Here is a 15,053-nt window from a genome sequence, read left to right on the forward strand (position 1 = left end):
GAGCTGACCGCCACCACGCTGGTCGCGCAGGTGGCGGTCAGCTCGGCCAGCAGCCGCAGCAGGAGCAGCAGGTTCAGATGGCGGACCACGTCACCGGCGACCACCTGCAGGGCCCGCCCGCCGCGCGCCCCGTCCCGGGTCAGCTCCGCGGCGCGGGCCGGGGAGACCGCTGCGAGCGCCGCCTCGGTCATCGCGATCAGGCCGGCGAGGACCACCAGCCCGGCGGCGAAGACCAGGAGTTGAAGATCGGGCAGGCCGGCGGGGGCGCGGACCGCCGCCAAGGTGTCCATCACCGCGACCGGGTCGACCGCCAGCTGGCCAGCAGCCGGGCCTGGAGACCGAACATCTCCCGCTCCTCCTCGGGCTCGGCGTGGTCGTAGCCGAGCAGGTGCAGCACGCCGTGCACGGTGAGCAGGTGCAGCTCGTCGGCCGCCGAGTGCCCGGCCACGGCGGCCTGCTTGGCCGCCACCTCCGGACAGAGCACGATGTCGCCGAGCAGGGCCGGCTCACCGCCGGCCGGGGCGCTCTCGCCCGGGCCGTGGTCGACGCTGCCCTCGTCCATGGGGAAGGCGAGCACGTCGGTCGGGCCGTCGCCGCCCATCCAGCGGTGGTTCAGCTCCGACATGTACTCGATGTCGACGAGCAGCACGGACAGCTCGGCGAGGGGGTTGACCCCCATCTCGTCGAGGGCGTGCCGCGCGACGGCGAGCACGGCGTCGGTGTCGACCTCGACACCCGACTCGTTGGCGATCTCGATGGACAACTGTCTTCCTCTGATGGTGTGACGGCTTGCGCCGGTGGTCAGCGGCGCCGGCCGGCCCGGCCGCCCTGGGCGGTCCGCCCGGGTACGGCGTGCACGCTCTGGGCCTGCTGGTTCTCCCGCTCGGCGTCCCAGCGGGCGTACGCGTCGACGATCTCACCCACCAGCTTGTGGCGGACCACGTCGGAGCTGGAGAGCTGGGCGAAGTGCACGTCCTCGACGTTGTTCAGGATCTCCCGGACCACGCGCAGGCCGCTGGTCGTCCCGCCGGGAAGGTCCACCTGGGTGACGTCACCGGTGACGACGATCTTGGAGCCGAAGCCGAGCCGGGTGAGGAACATCTTCATCTGCTCGGGCGTGGTGTTCTGCGCCTCGTCCAGGATGATGAACGCGTCATTAAGCGTGCGGCCCCTCATGTATGCCAGCGGCGCGACCTCGATCGTGCCGGCGGCCATCAGCTTCGGGATGGTCTCCGGGTCGAGCATGTCGTGCAGCGCGTCGTAGAGCGGGCGCAGGTAGGGGTCGATCTTCTCGTTCAGGGTGCCGGGCAGGAAGCCCAGCCGTTCCCCCGCCTCGACCGCCGGGCGGGTCAGGATGATCCGGTTGACCTGCTTGGCCTGCAGCGCCTGCACTGCCTTCGCCATCGCGAGGTAGGTCTTGCCGGTACCGGCCGGGCCGATCCCGAAGACGATGGTGTGCGCGTCGATCGCGTCGACGTACTTCTTCTGCCCGAGCGTCTTGGGACGGATGGTGCGGCCGCGCCGGGAGAGGATGTTGAGCGTCAGAACCTCGGCGGGCCGCTCGGCGCCGCCCTGCTCGAGCATGCCGACGGTACGCCGTACCGCGTCTGTGGTCAGGGTCTCGCCTTTCTCGATCAGTTCGAGCAGCTCACTGAAGAGACGCTCGGCGAGGGCGTTGTCGGCGGGCGCGCCGGTGATGGTGATCTCGTTGCCGCGCACGTGGACGTCGCTGTTGACCGAACGCTCGACGAGTCGCAGGATCTCGTCGCCCGCGCCGAGCAGGTTCACCATGATCTTCTGGTCTCCGACCGTGATCCTGGTCTGCACGCGCGGCGTGCCGGGAGGTGGGGTGCCGGTCATAGGTCGGGCCGTCGGGCCCTGCGCCACCTGCTCTCCGCTTCTCTGTGCCGGGCCCTGCTGGCGCGGCGTACGGTTACCTCCCATCGTATCGGGTCGGCACCGCGCACACCGCGCCCATTTCCGGCGCTCGGCGATCAGTCACCGGCGCGGAAGTCGTACCCGTCGAAGGTCTCCTGGCGCCGGGTGAAGCGGTAGGTCGCCCAGTGCATCCGGACCACCACGCCGTGCTCGTCGCGCGTGAGCCGCAGCAGCTCCCCCACCTCGCGGCCGGAGACCGTGCGGAACACGTCCGGCCGGTCCGGCAGCGGCGCGAACACCGCAGGCGGCTTCCCGGCCGGGTCGTCCGCGCCCCGGGCCCGCAGCGTCCCGTCGTGCCAGGAGAAGACGTACTCGAAACCCTCGCCCCACCAGCGGCCCAGCATGCCGCGCAGGTGCGCCGGCGCGGGCGGGCCGGGACGCCACGGCTCGATCTCCGCCGGGTCGTGCTCGGCGGCGGCGGCGAGCAGCCGGTGCGCCAGGTCGAACACCTCCACGCCGGCGCCGGACGAGCCGAGCACCGCGGCGCCCATCGCCCCGGCGGTGCCCTGCCCGCCGCGCCGCCCGTAGACGGCGGCGAGGAATCCGGGCATCGCGCCGTCGTGCCCCACGTGGGTCACCCGCTCGGGCTGCGGCACCAGGATCAGCCCGAGGCCGAAGCCGGCCGTCCAGACCGACTCGTCGGTGGTGGTGAGCGGCCAGCGCATCTCCTCGACGGTAGCCGCGGCGAGCACCGCGCCGTCCGGGTCGAGCGCCGCCGGGTCGGCCAGGAAGGCGGCCCAGCGGGCCATGTCCGGCGCGGTGCTCCAGAGCTGGGCTGCGGGGGCCACCGCGCCGAAGTCGGCCGGTGGCTCCGGGTGGGCCTCGTCGGAGTACGCGTCGACCAGGAACCCGGTCGCGGCACGCTCGGTCGGGGCCGGACCGGTGGCGGTCAGCCCGAGCGGGGCGAGGACCCGGTCGGCCAGCACCTCGGCCCAGGTCCCGCCGCGCAGCCGGGCCACCATCTCGCCCAGGAGGGCCATGCCGAGGTTGGAGTAGTGGAAGCGCCGCCCGGTGGGCAGCACCCGCTCGACCCGGGCCAGGTCGGCCAGCAGCTCCTCCACGGCCGGGGCGCGCAGGCTGTCCCACACGTCGCCGTGGGGCTCGCGTTGCAGGCCGGCGGTGTGCGACAGCAGCCGGCGTACGGTCAGCTCGCCGTGCGCCGGCAGGTCGAGGTGCCGCCCGACCGGGTCGTCCAGGTCGAGCAGGCCGTCGTCGCGGCACTGCATGACTAGTGCCGCGGTGAACGTCTTGGTGACCGAGCCGATCCGGAACACCGTCTCCGGCCCCAGCGGGGTGTCGTTGCCGGTGTCGCCCACGGCGCAGGTCCAGAGCGGCCGGTCGGCGCGGTGCAGGGCGGCCGACACCGCCGGGATCCGCCCGGTGGCCTGCGCCTGGCGCACCATCCGGCCGAGCCGGTCGGACACGTCGGTCATCGGCAGAGCATCGGGCCGAGCGGCGCGCCGCCGAGCAGGTGGGCGTGCACGTGGAAGACCTCCTGGCCGCCGTACGGGCCGGTGTTGAACATCAGCCGGAACCCGTCCACGGTCAGGCCCTCCTCCTCGGCCACCACGGCGGCGGTCTGGAGCACCTCCCCGGCCAGTTCGGGCGCGCCCTGGGCCAGCGTGGCCACGTCGGCGTAGTGCTCCTTCGGGATCACCAGCACGTGCGTGGGCGCCTTCGGGTCGATGTCCCGGAAGGCCAGGGTGGTGGCGGTCTCGCGGACGATGGTGGCGGGAATCTCCCCGGCGACGATCCGGCAGAAGAGGCAGTCCATCGCAGCAGTGTAAGGAAGGGCCCCCGCTTAACGCCTCCGGCATGGGAAGGGGCCCTTCTTAACACCCCGGGCCGGTGCGGCAGGATGGCCGCCATGGCGGGACGGGCGGTGCTGGTGACGGGGGCCTCGCGGGGCATCGGGCGGGCGGTGGCGCGAGCGTTCGCCGCAGGTGGGGACCGGGTGGCGATCCACCACCGGGACTCCGCCGAGCTGGCGGAACGGCTGCGCGCCGAGCTGCCCGGCGACGGGCACGTGGTGGTGCGCGCCGACCTGGCCGACCCCGACGCGGTACGCGCCATGGTGGACGAGGCGGCCCAGCGGCTCGGTGGCCTCGACGTGCTGGTGAACAACGCCGGTGTGTTCGGGCCGGCCGATCCCCCGCACCCGGTCTTCGAGAGCAGCTACGAGCAGTGGCGGGCGCGGTGGCGGGAGGTGCTCGACACCAACCTGGTCGGCGCGGCGAACGCGGCCTGGTGCGCCGCGCAGCACATGCGCGACAGTGGGGGCCGGATCGTCAACGTCTCGTCCCGGGGCGCGTTCCGGGGCGAGCCGGCCAACCCGGCGTACGGCGCCAGCAAGGCCGGGATGAACGCGATGGCCCAGTCGCTGGCGGTGGCCCTGGCGCCGTACGGCATCGGGGTGGCCTGCGTGGCGCCCGGCTTCGTCGAGACGGACATGACCAACGAGCACCTGAAGGCAGAGCGGGGCGAGGCGGTACGCGCGCAGTCCCCGTTCCACCGGGTGGCGCGTCCGGAGGAGATCGCGGCGGCGGTGCACTGGCTGGCGAGCCCCGAGGCCGAGTGGGCCTCAGGAACGATCATCGACCTGAACGGCGCTTCCTACCTCCGCTCCTGACCCACGCCTCCCCCGCTACCAGTGGGTCAGGCGGGTGGCCAGGACTGTCAGGGCGGCCACGCCCGCTGTGGACGTACGCAGCACCGACGGGCCCAGGCGGACCGTGCGGGCGCCCGCCTCGGCGAACGTGGCCAGCTCGTGGTCGGCGATGCCGCCCTCCGGGCCGACCACCAGGACGATCTCCCCGGCCGTCGGCAGGTCGACTGTGGTCAGCCGGTCCTGCGCGCCCTCGTGCAGCACGAACGCGGCGGCCGCGCCGGCGATCCGGCGGGCCACCGTGGCGGTGGACTCGTCCGGGGCGCCGGCCACCACCGGCAGCCACGGACGGCGGGCCTGCTTGGCCGCCTCCCGGGCGGTGGCCACCCACTTCTGCCGGGCCCGTACGCCCCGGTCGCCGCGCCACTGCGCCACCGAGCGGGACGCCGCCCACGGCACGATCTCGTCCACCCCGACCTCGGTCATCGCCTGCACGGCGAGTTCACCCCGGTCGCCCTTGGCGATGCCCTGCACCACGACGAGCCGCGGGACGGGCGCGTCCGCGTACCCCCGGCTGGTGACGCGCAGGTCGAGCGTGCCCCGGCCGACGGCGGTGACCACCGCGGCGGCGGTGCCGCCCCGGCCGTCGGCGAGCAGCAGCTCCTCACCGGCCCGCAGCCGCTGCACGGTGGCCGCGTGGTGGCCCTCCGGGCCGTCCAGCGTCAGCGTGTCACCGGTGGGCAGCGCCTCGACCAGGAACAGCGGGGCGGACACCTCAGGCGTGCCCGTTGAAGGCGTCGCGCATCCGGGAGAAGAAGCCGCCCTGCTTGGTCAGCTCGGCGACCTCCTCGCCGCGGGTCTTGGCGAAGTCGCGCAGCATCCGCTCCTGGTCGGCGTCGAGCTTGGTCGGGGTACGCACGTCCAGGTGCACGTAGAGGTCACCCCGGCCGGTGCCGCGCAGGTGCGGTACGCCCCGGGCGCGCAGCCGCAGCGTGCTGCCGGGCTGGGTGCCGGGCTTGACGTCGACGGTCTCCTCGCTGTCCAGCGTCTTGATGGTCAGCCGGGTGCCGAGCGCGGCGGCGGTCATCGGCACCGTCACCCGGCAGTGCAGGTCGTCGCCCTTGCGGGAGTAGACGTCGTGCGGCCGCTCGTGGATCTCCACGTAGAGGTCGCCGGCGGTGCCGCCGCCCGGGCCGACCTCGCCCTGCTGGGCCAGGCGGATGCGCATGCCGTCCTCGACGCCGGCCGGGATCTTGACGGTCAGCGAGCGGCGGGTACGCACCCGGCCCTCACCGGCGCAGGTCGGGCAGGCATGCGGGATGGTGGTGCCGTAGCCCTGGCAGACGGTGCACGGCCGGGCGGAGACCACCTGGCCGAGGAACGTGCGCTGCACCGACTGCACCTCGCCCCGGCCGGCGCACGCCTCGCAGGTGGCCAGGTGGGTGCCGGCGGCGGTGCCGGCGCCGGAGCAGGTGGTGCAGAGCACCGCGGTGTCGACGGTGATCGGCGCCTCGACGCCGAACGCGGTCTCGTTGAGGTCCAGTTCCAGGCGCAGGATCGCGTCCGCGCCGGGCCGGGTGCGCGGCCGGGGTCCCCGGCTGCCGCCCGCCGCGCCGCCGAAGAACGCGTCCATGATGTCCTGGAAACCGACGAACGGACCGGCGCCGCCGGGCCCGCCCGGGCCGCCCATGCCACCGCCGCCGGGGGCGAGCGGGTCGCCGCCGAGGTCGACGATCTGCCGTTTCCGGTCGTCCGAGAGGACCTCGTACGCGGCGTTGATGTCCTTGAACTTCTCCTGGGCCTCCGGGTCCGGATTGACGTCCGGGTGGTACTGCCGCGCCAGCTTGCGGTAGGCGCGCTTGATCTCGTCGTCGGAGGCTTCCCGGCTCACGCCGAGAATGCCGTAGTAGTCCCTGGCCACTGCGTTAGGTGTCCTCATGTTCGTCTCGCGTCGCTCCGGTCGTCGGCCGCAACCGGCCGTCGGCCCTGACTGGTCAGTTCTGGGCCAGCAGTTCGCCCACGTAGCGTGCCACGGCCCTCACCATGGCGATATTGCCGGGGTAGTCCATCCGGGTCGGCCCGAGCACGCCGAGCCCACCGACGATGGTGCTGCCCGGTCCGTAGCCGGTGCTGACCACCGAGGCGGCCCGCAGGTTGTCGAACTCGTTCTCGTCGCCGATCAGCACGCGGGTGGTGCTCGGCTCGGTCTCGCCGATCAGTTTGAGCAGCACTACCTCTTCTTCGAGCGCCTCCAGGATCGGCCGCAGCGAGCCCTGGAAGTCGAGCAGGCCGCCCCGGGTGAGGTTGGCCTGGCCGGCCAGCGCGAGGCGCTCCTCGTGCCGTTCCACGAGTGTCTCCAGCAGCACCGTGGACAGCGTGGTCATGGCCGGGCGCAGGTGCGGCGCGGACTCGTCCACCAGGGCCTGCACCAGCGGCGGCGTCTCGGAGAGCTGGCTGCCGACGAGCTTCTCGTTCACCAGCCGGCGCAGGTCGGTCACGTCGTCGGCGGGAACCGGGGCGGGCAGCTCGACGAGCCGCTGCTCGACCCGGCCGGTGTCGGCGATCATGACGACCATCAGCCGGGTGGTGGAGATCGGCACGAGTTCCAGGTGACGCACCTTGGACCGGGCCAGGCTCGGGTACTGCACCACGGCGACCTGCCGGGTGAGCTGGGCGAGCAGCCGGACCGTGCGGTGCACCACGTCGTCCAGGTCGACCGCGCCGACCAGGAAGCGCTCGATGGCGCGGCGCTCGGCGGGGCTGAGCGGCTTGACCCGGGAGAGCCGGTCCACGAAGAGGCGGTAGCCGCGGTCGGTGGGCACCCGGCCGGCGCTGGTGTGCGGCTGCCGGATGTAGCCCTCCTCCTCCAGCACCGCCATGTCGTTGCGCACCGTCGCCGGGGAGACGCCGAGCTGGTGCCGCTCGACCAGGGCCTTGCTGCCCACCGGCTCCTGCGTGGCGACGTAGTCCTCGACGATCGCGCGCAGCACGGCGAGTTTGCGGTCGTCGAGACCCATGTCCCCACCTCCTGACACACCTCGGCCGGGCCGGCACGCGGCATCCGCCGGGCGGCTGGCACTCGACTGTAGCGAGTGCCAGTCTACGTCGGCACCCCCACCGACGCGATGATCGCCTGACGGACCTGCGGTGCGGCCCACCACACCGCGCGGCACGCCAGGGCCGAACAGCCGGTCACGCTCGGTCTGTGTCGCCCTGGTGCGACTTGCCCGCTGGCCCTACCGTGACCTCCATGACTGAACCTCCTCGCCCTCCCGGAGCAGGGGACTCCGGCCCCCAGCCCGACCCGTCGGCGCCCTACGGCTCCGGCGAGCCGCCCACCGCTCCACTGTCCGGCGCGCCGGGCGCGGGCGGGTATCCCCCGCCCGGTGACTATCCGCCCCCGGGCGGCTACCCGCCCCCCGGTGCCCAGCCTCCGCCGGGCGGCTACCCGCCCCCTGGTGGTTACCCCCCGCCGGCCGGCGCGCCGGGCTACGGCGCCGGTGGCGGCTATCCCGGCGGTGGCGGCTACGGCCCGGCCGGGTACGCCAACAACGACGAGAAGACCTGGGCCCTGGTGGCGCACTTCGGTGGCGCCGCGGGCGTCATCATCGGTGGCGGTCTGCTCGGCTGGGTCGCCCCGCTGATCGCGATGATGACCCGCGGCCAGCAGTCGCCGACCGTACGCGCCCACGCGGTCGCGGCGCTGAACTTCCAGATCACCTGGACCATCGCCAGCGTCCTCGCCTGGGTGATCACGGTCATCACCTGCGGGATCCTGTTCTTCGTCCCGATGCTGGTCTGGCTGGTGCCGCTGATCTTCGGGATCATCGGCGGGGTCAAGGCCAACGAGGGTGTGCTCTACCGCTACCCGATGACCTACAACTTCGTGAAGTGACACCGCCGGCCGGCCGAGGGGGCGGCCGGCCGGCGCCGGTCACGGCAGCAGGTCGCGTACCACCGCGTCGGCCAGCAGCCGTCCGCGCAGCGTCAGCACCACAAGCCCCCGCCCGTACGCCCCGGCGTCGAGCAGCCCGGCGTCCCGGGCCCGCTCGGCGCCCGCCCGGCCGGGCTCGTCCAGCACGTCCAGCGGCAGCCCGGAGGCGAGCCGCACCCGCAGCATCACGTCCTCCATGTGCTGCTCGTCCGCGCTGAGGACCTCCCGGGCCAGTGCCGGCGAGGCGCCCTCGGCCAGCCGCGCCGCGTACGCGCTCGGGTGCTTGACGTTCCACCAGCGCACGCCGCCGACGTGGCTGTGCGCCCCCGGGCCCAGGCCCCACCAGTCGGCGCCGGTCCAGTAGAGCAGGTTGTGCCGGCACGCCGCCGCCGCCGAGCGGGCCCAGTTCGACACCTCGTACCAGGAGAAGCCGGCCGCGCCGAGCGCCGCCTCCGCGGCCAGGTAGCGGTCCGCCGCCACGTCGTCGGAGGGGTACGGCAGCTCGCCCCGGCGCATCCGCGCGGCCAGCCGGGTGCCGTCCTCCACGATCAGGGCGTACGCGCTGACGTGGTCCACCCCGGCGTCGACCACCTGGGCCAGCGAGGCGGCGAAGTCGTCTGCCGTCTCGCCCGGCGTGCCGTAGATCAGGTCCAGGTTCACGTGCTCGAACCCGGCGTCGCGCGCCTCCAGCGCGGCGGCGGTGGCCCGGCCCGCGCTGTGCCGCCGGTCCAGCACCGCGAGCACTCCGGGCGCGGCGGACTGCATGCCCAGCGAGATCCGGGTGTAGCCGGCCGCCCGCAGCGTCTTGAGCGACTCCGGGGTCACCGACTCCGGGTTGGCCTCGGTGGTCACCTCCGCGTCGGCGGCCAGCCCCCAGACGCGGTCGATGCCGTCGAGGATGCGGGCCAGGTCGTCGGCGGGCAGCAGCGTCGGCGTGCCGCCGCCGACGAAGACGGTGTCGACCCGCTGCGGCGGCGAGTCGCCCAGCACCCGGGCGGCCAGCGCCAGCTCGGCCAGCACCGAGTCGGCGTACGTCTCCCGGCTCGCCCCGCCGCCCAGCTCGGAGGCGGTGTACGTGTTGAAGTCGCAGTAACCGCACCGGCTGGCGCAGAACGGCACGTGGACGTACACGCCGAAGCCGCGCGCGCCGACGGCGCGACGGGCGGTGGCGGGCAGCGATCCGTCGCGCGGGACGGGTTCGCCTTCTGGAAGGACGCCGGGCATGGCCACTAGTGTGCCCGGCATGACCTCTCCGGACGCTCTCGTGCGAGTCGCCACGGCCCGTGGGGTGACCACCCTCACCCTGGACAGCCCGCACAACCGCAACGCGCTCTCCACGCCCCTGATGACCCAGCTGCTGGCCGGGCTCGCCGACGCGGTCGCCGACGACGCGGTACGCGCGATCGTGCTCGACCACACCGGCCCGGTCTTCTGCTCCGGCGCCGACCTGAAGGAGACCGCCGCCGCGTACGCCAGCGGCACGGTGCCCGCCGGGATGCTCGGCGACGTGCTGGTGGCGGTGCGGGAGTGCCCGAAGCCGGTGGTCGCGAAGGTCGCCGGGCCGGCCCGGGCCGGTGGGCTGGGCCTGATCGCCGCCGCCGACCTGGCGGTCTGCGCGCAGGAGGCGACGTTCGCGTTCACCGAGGTGCGGATCGGGGTGATCCCGGCGGTGATCTCGGCGACCGTGCTGCCCCGGCTGGACCAGCGGGCCGCCGCCGAGCTGTACCTGACCGGCGACACGTTCGACGGCCGCCGCGCCGCCGAGGTCGGCCTGGTCACCGCCGCGGTGCCGGCCGGCGAGCTGGACGCCGCCGTCGAGCGTTACTGCGCCTCGCTGGTCAGGGGCGCGCCGGGTGCGCTGGCCGGGGCGAAGGAGCTGCTGCGCCGGCCCGCCGCCACGGATCTGCGGGCCGAGATCGCCGAGTTGGCGGCGCTGTCCACCGGGTACTTCCTCTCCGACGAGGGGCGTGAGGGCGTCATGGCGTTCCGGGAGAAGCGGCCCGCCGCCTGGGTGCCCGCCGGAGACTGAGGTGCGCGGCGGGGCCCGGCTGGTCACCTTCGGTGGTGGCGGGCCCCGCGCGGCGGCACGGCGCCGGTCACGTGGTGGCGGGACGGCCACTCGGCCGAGACGCGGCGGCGCGGGGCCGACGTACGCTTGTCGGACTGTCGGGACAGGGGGTGCGGGTGCGGACGCGAGCGGCGATCGTGGCATCTGGTGTTGCGGTGTGCGTACTGGCGCTGCTCGCGGTCTATGTCGTGACCAAGCAGTTCGGCGAGCACCTGCGGCTCCCCCTGGCCAGCCGGACCTGCACGGTGCAGGCCGACGGCGAGGTGGTGCTCGGCGCCGACCAGATGGCGAACGCGGCGACCATCGCGGCCATCGGCATGCAGCGCCGGATGCCCGAGCGGGCGGTGGTGGTGGCGCTGGCGACCGCGTACCAGGAGTCGCACCTGCGCAACATCGCGCACGGCGACCGCGACTCGCTCGGCCTGTTCCAGCAGCGCCCGAGCCAGGGCTGGGGCACCCCGGAGCAGGTCCAGGACCCGCGGTACGCGGCGAACAAGTTCTACGCCGCGCTGAAGAAGGTCAAGGGCTGGGAGCGGATGCGGGTCACCGACGCCGCCCAGCGGGTGCAGCGGTCGGCCTTCCCCGAGGCGTACGAGAAGTGGGCCGACGAGTCGGAGGTCCTGACCCGCGCGTTGCTCGGCCACGCGACCGGCGCGGTGGCCTGCACGGTGAGTTCGCCGCCGACGATGCGCGGGCCGGCCGCCGCCAGCGCCGTGCTGGAGAGCCTGTCGCTGGACTGGGGGCTGCCCCGGCTGGCCACGGCGACGGACCTGACCGCGCTCACCGTGCCGGCGGGCGACGACCGCAACGGCTGGCGGTACGCGCACTGGCTGGTCTCGCACGCCGACGACCACGGCGTGAAGAAGGTCCGCTTCGGCAACCTGGAGTGGACCGCCGAGCAGGGCTCCTGGGCCCGGGTGAAGGGCGACCCGGCCACCGAGGTACGCGCCGAGGTGTTCGCCGCGGCCTGACCGGCCCGCCGCCCTCAGCCCTTCACGGCTCCCGCGACCAGGCCGGAGACCATCCGGCGCTGCACCAGCAGGAAGAAGACGATCACCGGCAGGGTGAACAGCGTGGACGCGGCCATCACCGAGCCCCAGGCGGTGTCGTCGCGGCCGAAGAAGAACGTCATCGCCACCGGCAGCGTGTACTTCTGCTGGTCGTTGATGAAGGTCAGCGCGAAGATCAGCTCGTTCCAGGCGGTGATGAACGAGAAGATGCTGGTGGCGACCAGGCCGGGCGCGACCAGCGGGAACAGCACCTTGCGGAACGTCTGGGCCCGGCTGGCGCCGTCGATGGCGGCGGCCTCCTCCAGTTCCTTCGGCACCGCGGCGACGAAGCCGCGCAGCATCCAGACCGCGAACGGCAGCGAGAAGCCGAGGTACGTGAGGATCAGGCTGGGCAGCGTGTTGTAGAGACCGAGCCGTTGGATCATCAGGAACAGCGGGATGACCAGCGCCTCCAGCGGGATCATCTGCACCACCAGCAGCATGATCAGGAACGTGGTGCGCAGCTTGAACCGGAACCGGGCCACGGCTGTCGCGGCGAGCAGGGCGACCAGCCCGCTCAGCAGCACCGTGGCCCCCGCGACGAGCACGCTGTTGAGGAAGAAGTCGGTGAACGTCACGCCCGGGATCAGGTTGCCGGTGAGGATCTCCCGGTAGTGCTCCAGCGTCGGCTCGGCCGGCACCGGCCGGGGCGTGGACGAGAAGATCTCCCGGTTGGGCTTCAGCGACGTCGCCACCATCCAGTAGACCGGGAACGCGGCGAAGAGCGCGACCAGCAGGCCCGCGCCGTTGAGGGCGATCTTCTTCATCATTCGTCCTCCTGCCGCAGCACCATGCGGACGTACAGGGCGGTCACCACGAGCAGGATCACGGTGAGGATCACGGCGATGGCGGAGCCGAGGCCGTACTTCGGCGGCGGTGAGAACGCCTCCGCGTACGAGTAGATCGACAGCATGAACGTCGACCGGTCCTGGGTGCCGCCGGCCAGCACGAACTGCTGGGTGAAGACCTTGAAGTCCCAGATCGTGGAGAGCACCACGAGGATGCCGAAGACCGGCCGCAGGATCGGGAACGTCACCTTCCAGAACACCTTCCACGGGCCGGCGCCGTCGACCCGGGCCGCCTCCTGCAACTCCGTCGGCACGCTCTTGAGCCCGGCCAGCACGCTCACCGCGATGAACGGGAACGAGTGCCAGACCACCACGAGCGTCAGGATGGCGAAGAACAGCAGCGGGTCGTTGAACCAGCCGTACCCGGTCCAGTCGCTGCGCCCGAACAGCGCCGTGGACAGCCCGTCCGGGAGCTTGTTGAACAGCCACGTGACCAGACCGCTCGTGTCGTCGAAGATCCACTTCCAGACGATCGTGCCGGTCAGCGCCGGGGTGGCCCAGGCGAGCATCACGCAGCTCGCCACGAACGTGGCCATCTTCTTGCCCAGGCGGTTGAGCAGCAGCCCGACCAGCGTGCCGAGGACCATCGTGAGCGCCACGTTGGCGACCGCGAACAGCACCGTGTTGCGCAGCACCGTACGGAAGAACGGGTCGCCGAGGATCTGCGCGTAGTTGGCCAGGCCGATCCATGGCCACTCGCGGTCGCCGCGCAGCTGCCGGACGCTGTCCAGCTTGTGGAAGGACATCCACACGACCTGGCCGAGCGGCCAGAGCAGCAGCACGGCGATGATCGCCAGGCAGGGCAGGAGCAGAAGGTACGGAAGGTGGTCCACCCGGCGACGGCGCCGCCGCGCGGGGGTCTCCCGCGCGGCGGCCTCGCCGGTGGCCTCGGTCAGCGTGGTCACTTGGCGTTGAGGATGCTTTCGATCTCGGTGGCCGCGTCGGCGGTGGCCTTCTCGACCGTCTTCTGGCCCTTGATGACCGAGCTGTTCATCGCCTGGGTCACCGTCTTGGTGCGGCTGACCTCGACCCACTTCGGGGTGAGCGGGGTCAGCTTGGTGTTCTGGATGGCCGTGGCGAACGCCGCCATCACCTTGTCGTTGGCGTAGTCACCGCTGCTGACCAGGTCCTGGTAGACCGGGAAGAACCCGAGGCTGCTGGCGAACTCCTTGTCCTTCTGCTTGCTCAGCAGCACGGTCATGTAGTCCCAGGCCAGCGCCGCCCGCTCGCTGTCCTTCCAGATGGCGATGTCGGAGCCACCGGCGAACGCCGGGGCGGCCTTGCCGTCCGGGCCGGGGATCGGGAACGTGCCCCAGACCTTCTCGATGTCCGGGTTGTCCTTCTTCATCGCGCCGCCCTGCCAGCTACCGGCGAACGCCATCGCGGCCTTGCCGGTGGCGAACTGGGTACGGGCGTCGACCTCGTTCCACCCGGCGGCGGCCGGCGGGGCGACCTTGTGCACTGTCACCAGGTCGGTCCAGAACTTGACCGCCTTCTGCGCCTCGGGGGTGTTGTAGCCGGACTTCCAGCTGTCCCCCTCCTTGGTGGCGATCTCCGCGCCGGCACTCCAGAGGAAGGAGTAGAACGGCAGCTCGGAGTTGCCGGGCAGGGCGATGCCGTAGGTGCCGGGCTTCTTGGCCTGCACCGCCTTCGCGGCGGCGACCATCTCGTCCCAGGTCGTCGGCGGCTTCACGCCGGCCTCGGCGAACCAGTCGGTGCGGTAGTAGACGGCGCGCACGCCGGCGTACCACGGCACGCCGTACTGCTTGCCGTCGAGCTGAGCGTTCTTGACCAGGTCGGGCAGGATGTCCTTGCCCTCGGACCAGGCGTTGAACTTGTCCGAGACGTCGGCCAGGGCCTCCTGAGCGGCCCAGCCCTGGGTCTCGGTGTTGCCCAGCTCGGTGACGTCCGGGCCCTCGCCACCGGCGAGCGCGGCCTGGAACTTCTTCGGCGCCTCGAGCCAGGGGATGTACTGCACCACCACGTCGGTCTCGGGGTGCTTCTTCTTGAACTCCGCCTCGACGCTGTCGAGGAACGCGGTCTGGGCGTCGCCGCCCTCACCCATCATCCACACAGTGAGCTTGCTGTTGTCGGCGGCCTTGTCGTCGTCGCCGGAGCCACCGCACGCGGTCAGCACCAACGCGGCCGACGCCACGATGGCGGTGACCGGAGCCAGCCGCTTCCACCTGTTCACGCCATATCTCCCTCAGGGCCGTTTGGCACTAACCTTCTCCGCCGCACCTTAGTAGGAAAATTTCCTTTACAACAGGGGGTGTTCGTGACGGAGGGCACAGGCGACCGTATCGCAGCCGGGGCCCGGCCGACATCGATGCCGTCCGGGCAGTTCAGAGCCCACGAACGCCGACGGGCGCCCGGCCGGTGAGGCCGGGCGCCCGTCGAGGCGCGTGGTGCGGGGTCAGTAGCGCGAGACGCCGCGGCGACGGCCGACACCGGCCACCAGGGCCACGCCGATCGCGGCGAACAGCACCTGCAGCATCAGCTCGCGCCAGTCGATGCCGGCGGTCTCGGCGAAGCCGGAGGCCCGGGCGACGAGCGTGCCCAGAAGCGCGGCGCCGACGCCGATCAGCATGTGCAGCCACATGGGCATGTT

The 15,053-nt window shown here is 72.6% G+C and carries 16 protein-coding genes and 1 pseudogene; 4 read left to right on the plus strand and 13 right to left on the minus strand.

From position 1 onward, the window contains the following. The 5 genes and pseudogenes from KBX39_RS06790 to KBX39_RS06810 all read right to left on the minus strand — a co-directional run. Positions 1-314: pseudogene (locus tag KBX39_RS06790) on the minus strand (hypothetical protein); the annotation flags it as partial. After that, positions 290-763 carry an rRNA maturation RNase YbeY gene (gene ybeY, locus KBX39_RS06795; protein WP_030503126.1) on the minus strand — a complete coding sequence of 158 codons (474 nt, stop codon included), beginning with the start codon at positions 761-763 and terminating at the stop codon, positions 290-292. The gene ybeY and the pseudogene KBX39_RS06790, both read right to left, overlap by 25 nt. Before the next feature lie 38 nt (positions 764-801). Further along, a complete protein-coding gene (locus KBX39_RS06800) occupies positions 802-1,860 on the minus strand; it encodes a PhoH family protein (RefSeq protein WP_030503125.1) in 1,059 nt (352 codons plus the stop codon). A 134-nt stretch (positions 1,861-1,994) separates the two neighbouring features. Next, complete coding sequence (locus KBX39_RS06805) at positions 1,995-3,371, minus strand: serine hydrolase (RefSeq protein ID WP_113972682.1); 1,377 nt, start codon at positions 3,369-3,371, stop codon at positions 1,995-1,997. Next, positions 3,368-3,712 carry a histidine triad nucleotide-binding protein gene (locus tag KBX39_RS06810; protein WP_013475524.1) on the minus strand — a complete coding sequence of 115 codons (345 nt, stop codon included), beginning with the start codon at positions 3,710-3,712 and terminating at the stop codon, positions 3,368-3,370. The genes KBX39_RS06805 and KBX39_RS06810 overlap by 4 nt, the downstream gene beginning before the upstream one ends. Before the next feature lie 93 nt (positions 3,713-3,805). Here KBX39_RS06810 and KBX39_RS06815 point away from each other — a divergent pair, with 93 nt between their 5' ends. Next, complete coding sequence (locus KBX39_RS06815; RefSeq protein ID WP_069087978.1) at positions 3,806-4,567, plus strand: SDR family NAD(P)-dependent oxidoreductase; 762 nt, start codon at positions 3,806-3,808, stop codon at positions 4,565-4,567. A 15-nt stretch (positions 4,568-4,582) separates the two neighbouring features. Here the strand turns inward: KBX39_RS06815 and KBX39_RS06820 are convergent, their stop codons facing one another. The 3 genes from KBX39_RS06820 to hrcA form a co-directional block, all read right to left on the minus strand. Then, the gene (locus KBX39_RS06820) at positions 4,583-5,317 is read right to left on the minus strand and encodes a 16S rRNA (uracil(1498)-N(3))-methyltransferase (RefSeq protein ID WP_064448691.1); all 735 of its coding nucleotides are present in this window, start codon (positions 5,315-5,317) and stop codon (positions 4,583-4,585) included. Position 5,318: 1 nt separating this feature from the next. Further along, the gene (gene dnaJ, locus KBX39_RS06825) at positions 5,319-6,464 is read right to left on the minus strand and encodes a molecular chaperone DnaJ (RefSeq protein WP_176722776.1); all 1,146 of its coding nucleotides are present in this window, start codon (positions 6,462-6,464) and stop codon (positions 5,319-5,321) included. A 73-nt stretch (positions 6,465-6,537) separates the two neighbouring features. Next, entirely contained in the window at positions 6,538-7,560 is a 1,023-nt protein-coding gene (gene hrcA / locus KBX39_RS06830; protein WP_030503120.1) for a heat-inducible transcriptional repressor HrcA, read from the minus strand. Positions 7,561-7,793: 233 nt separating this feature from the next. Here hrcA and KBX39_RS06835 point away from each other — a divergent pair, with 233 nt between their 5' ends. Then, positions 7,794-8,438: a DUF4870 domain-containing protein gene (locus KBX39_RS06835; RefSeq protein ID WP_082931180.1), complete on the plus strand. Its 645-nt coding sequence runs from the start codon at positions 7,794-7,796 to the stop codon at positions 8,436-8,438. Between the two features lie 39 nt (positions 8,439-8,477). Here the strand turns inward: KBX39_RS06835 and hemW are convergent, their stop codons facing one another. Continuing rightward, complete coding sequence (gene hemW, locus KBX39_RS06840) at positions 8,478-9,701, minus strand: radical SAM family heme chaperone HemW (protein ID WP_210869627.1); 1,224 nt, start codon at positions 9,699-9,701, stop codon at positions 8,478-8,480. A 19-nt stretch (positions 9,702-9,720) separates the two neighbouring features. Between hemW and KBX39_RS06845 the strand changes: the two genes are divergently transcribed. Together KBX39_RS06845 and KBX39_RS06850 are read left to right on the plus strand one after the other, a co-directional pair. Next, positions 9,721-10,506: an enoyl-CoA hydratase-related protein gene (locus tag KBX39_RS06845; RefSeq protein WP_043331020.1), complete on the plus strand. Its 786-nt coding sequence runs from the start codon at positions 9,721-9,723 to the stop codon at positions 10,504-10,506. 149 nt (positions 10,507-10,655) lie between these two features. Next, entirely contained in the window at positions 10,656-11,516 is an 861-nt protein-coding gene (locus tag KBX39_RS06850; RefSeq protein ID WP_030503116.1) for a hypothetical protein, read from the plus strand. 14 nt (positions 11,517-11,530) lie between these two features. Here the strand turns inward: KBX39_RS06850 and KBX39_RS06855 are convergent, their stop codons facing one another. The 4 genes from KBX39_RS06855 to KBX39_RS06870 all read right to left on the minus strand — a co-directional run. Then, on the minus strand, positions 11,531-12,364 hold the full coding sequence (locus KBX39_RS06855) for a carbohydrate ABC transporter permease (protein ID WP_064448692.1): 834 nt from the start codon (positions 12,362-12,364) through the stop codon (positions 11,531-11,533). Beyond that, positions 12,361-13,347 carry a carbohydrate ABC transporter permease gene (locus KBX39_RS06860; protein WP_064448693.1) on the minus strand — a complete coding sequence of 329 codons (987 nt, stop codon included), beginning with the start codon at positions 13,345-13,347 and terminating at the stop codon, positions 12,361-12,363. Before KBX39_RS06860 ends, KBX39_RS06855 begins: the two co-directional genes overlap by 4 nt. Further along, on the minus strand, positions 13,344-14,636 hold the full coding sequence (locus tag KBX39_RS06865) for a sugar ABC transporter substrate-binding protein (RefSeq protein WP_043329000.1): 1,293 nt from the start codon (positions 14,634-14,636) through the stop codon (positions 13,344-13,346). Before KBX39_RS06865 ends, KBX39_RS06860 begins: the two co-directional genes overlap by 4 nt. 222 nt (positions 14,637-14,858) lie before the next feature. Further along, on the minus strand, positions 14,859-15,053 hold a 195-nt coding region (locus KBX39_RS06870; protein ID WP_210869630.1), incomplete at its 5' end, for a GlsB/YeaQ/YmgE family stress response membrane protein.

It is taken from the genome of Micromonospora sp. D75 (assembly GCF_018070405.1).
GTDB lineage: Bacteria > Actinomycetota > Actinomycetes > Mycobacteriales > Micromonosporaceae > Micromonospora > Micromonospora chalcea.

What these genes read in the sequence shown, in the direction of transcription:
- KBX39_RS06800 (WP_030503125.1), bottom strand. Translation starts at nt 1,860, where the DNA reads ATGACCGGCACCCCACCTCCCGGCACGCCGCGCGTGCAGACCAGGATC.
- KBX39_RS06805 (WP_113972682.1), bottom strand. Translation starts at nt 3,371, where the DNA reads ATGACCGACGTGTCCGACCGGCTCGGCCGGATGGTGCGCCAGGCGCAG.
- KBX39_RS06810 (WP_013475524.1), bottom strand. Translation starts at nt 3,712, where the DNA reads ATGGACTGCCTCTTCTGCCGGATCGTCGCCGGGGAGATTCCCGCCACC.
- KBX39_RS06815 (WP_069087978.1), top strand. Translation starts at nt 3,806, where the DNA reads ATGGCGGGACGGGCGGTGCTGGTGACGGGGGCCTCGCGGGGCATCGGG.
- hrcA (WP_030503120.1), bottom strand. Translation starts at nt 7,560, where the DNA reads ATGGGTCTCGACGACCGCAAACTCGCCGTGCTGCGCGCGATCGTCGAG.
- KBX39_RS06835 (WP_082931180.1), top strand. Translation starts at nt 7,794, where the DNA reads ATGACTGAACCTCCTCGCCCTCCCGGAGCAGGGGACTCCGGCCCCCAG.
- hemW (WP_210869627.1), bottom strand. Translation starts at nt 9,701, where the DNA reads ATGCCCGGCGTCCTTCCAGAAGGCGAACCCGTCCCGCGCGACGGATCG.
- KBX39_RS06845 (WP_043331020.1), top strand. Translation starts at nt 9,721, where the DNA reads ATGACCTCTCCGGACGCTCTCGTGCGAGTCGCCACGGCCCGTGGGGTG.
- KBX39_RS06855 (WP_064448692.1), bottom strand. Translation starts at nt 12,364, where the DNA reads ATGATGAAGAAGATCGCCCTCAACGGCGCGGGCCTGCTGGTCGCGCTC.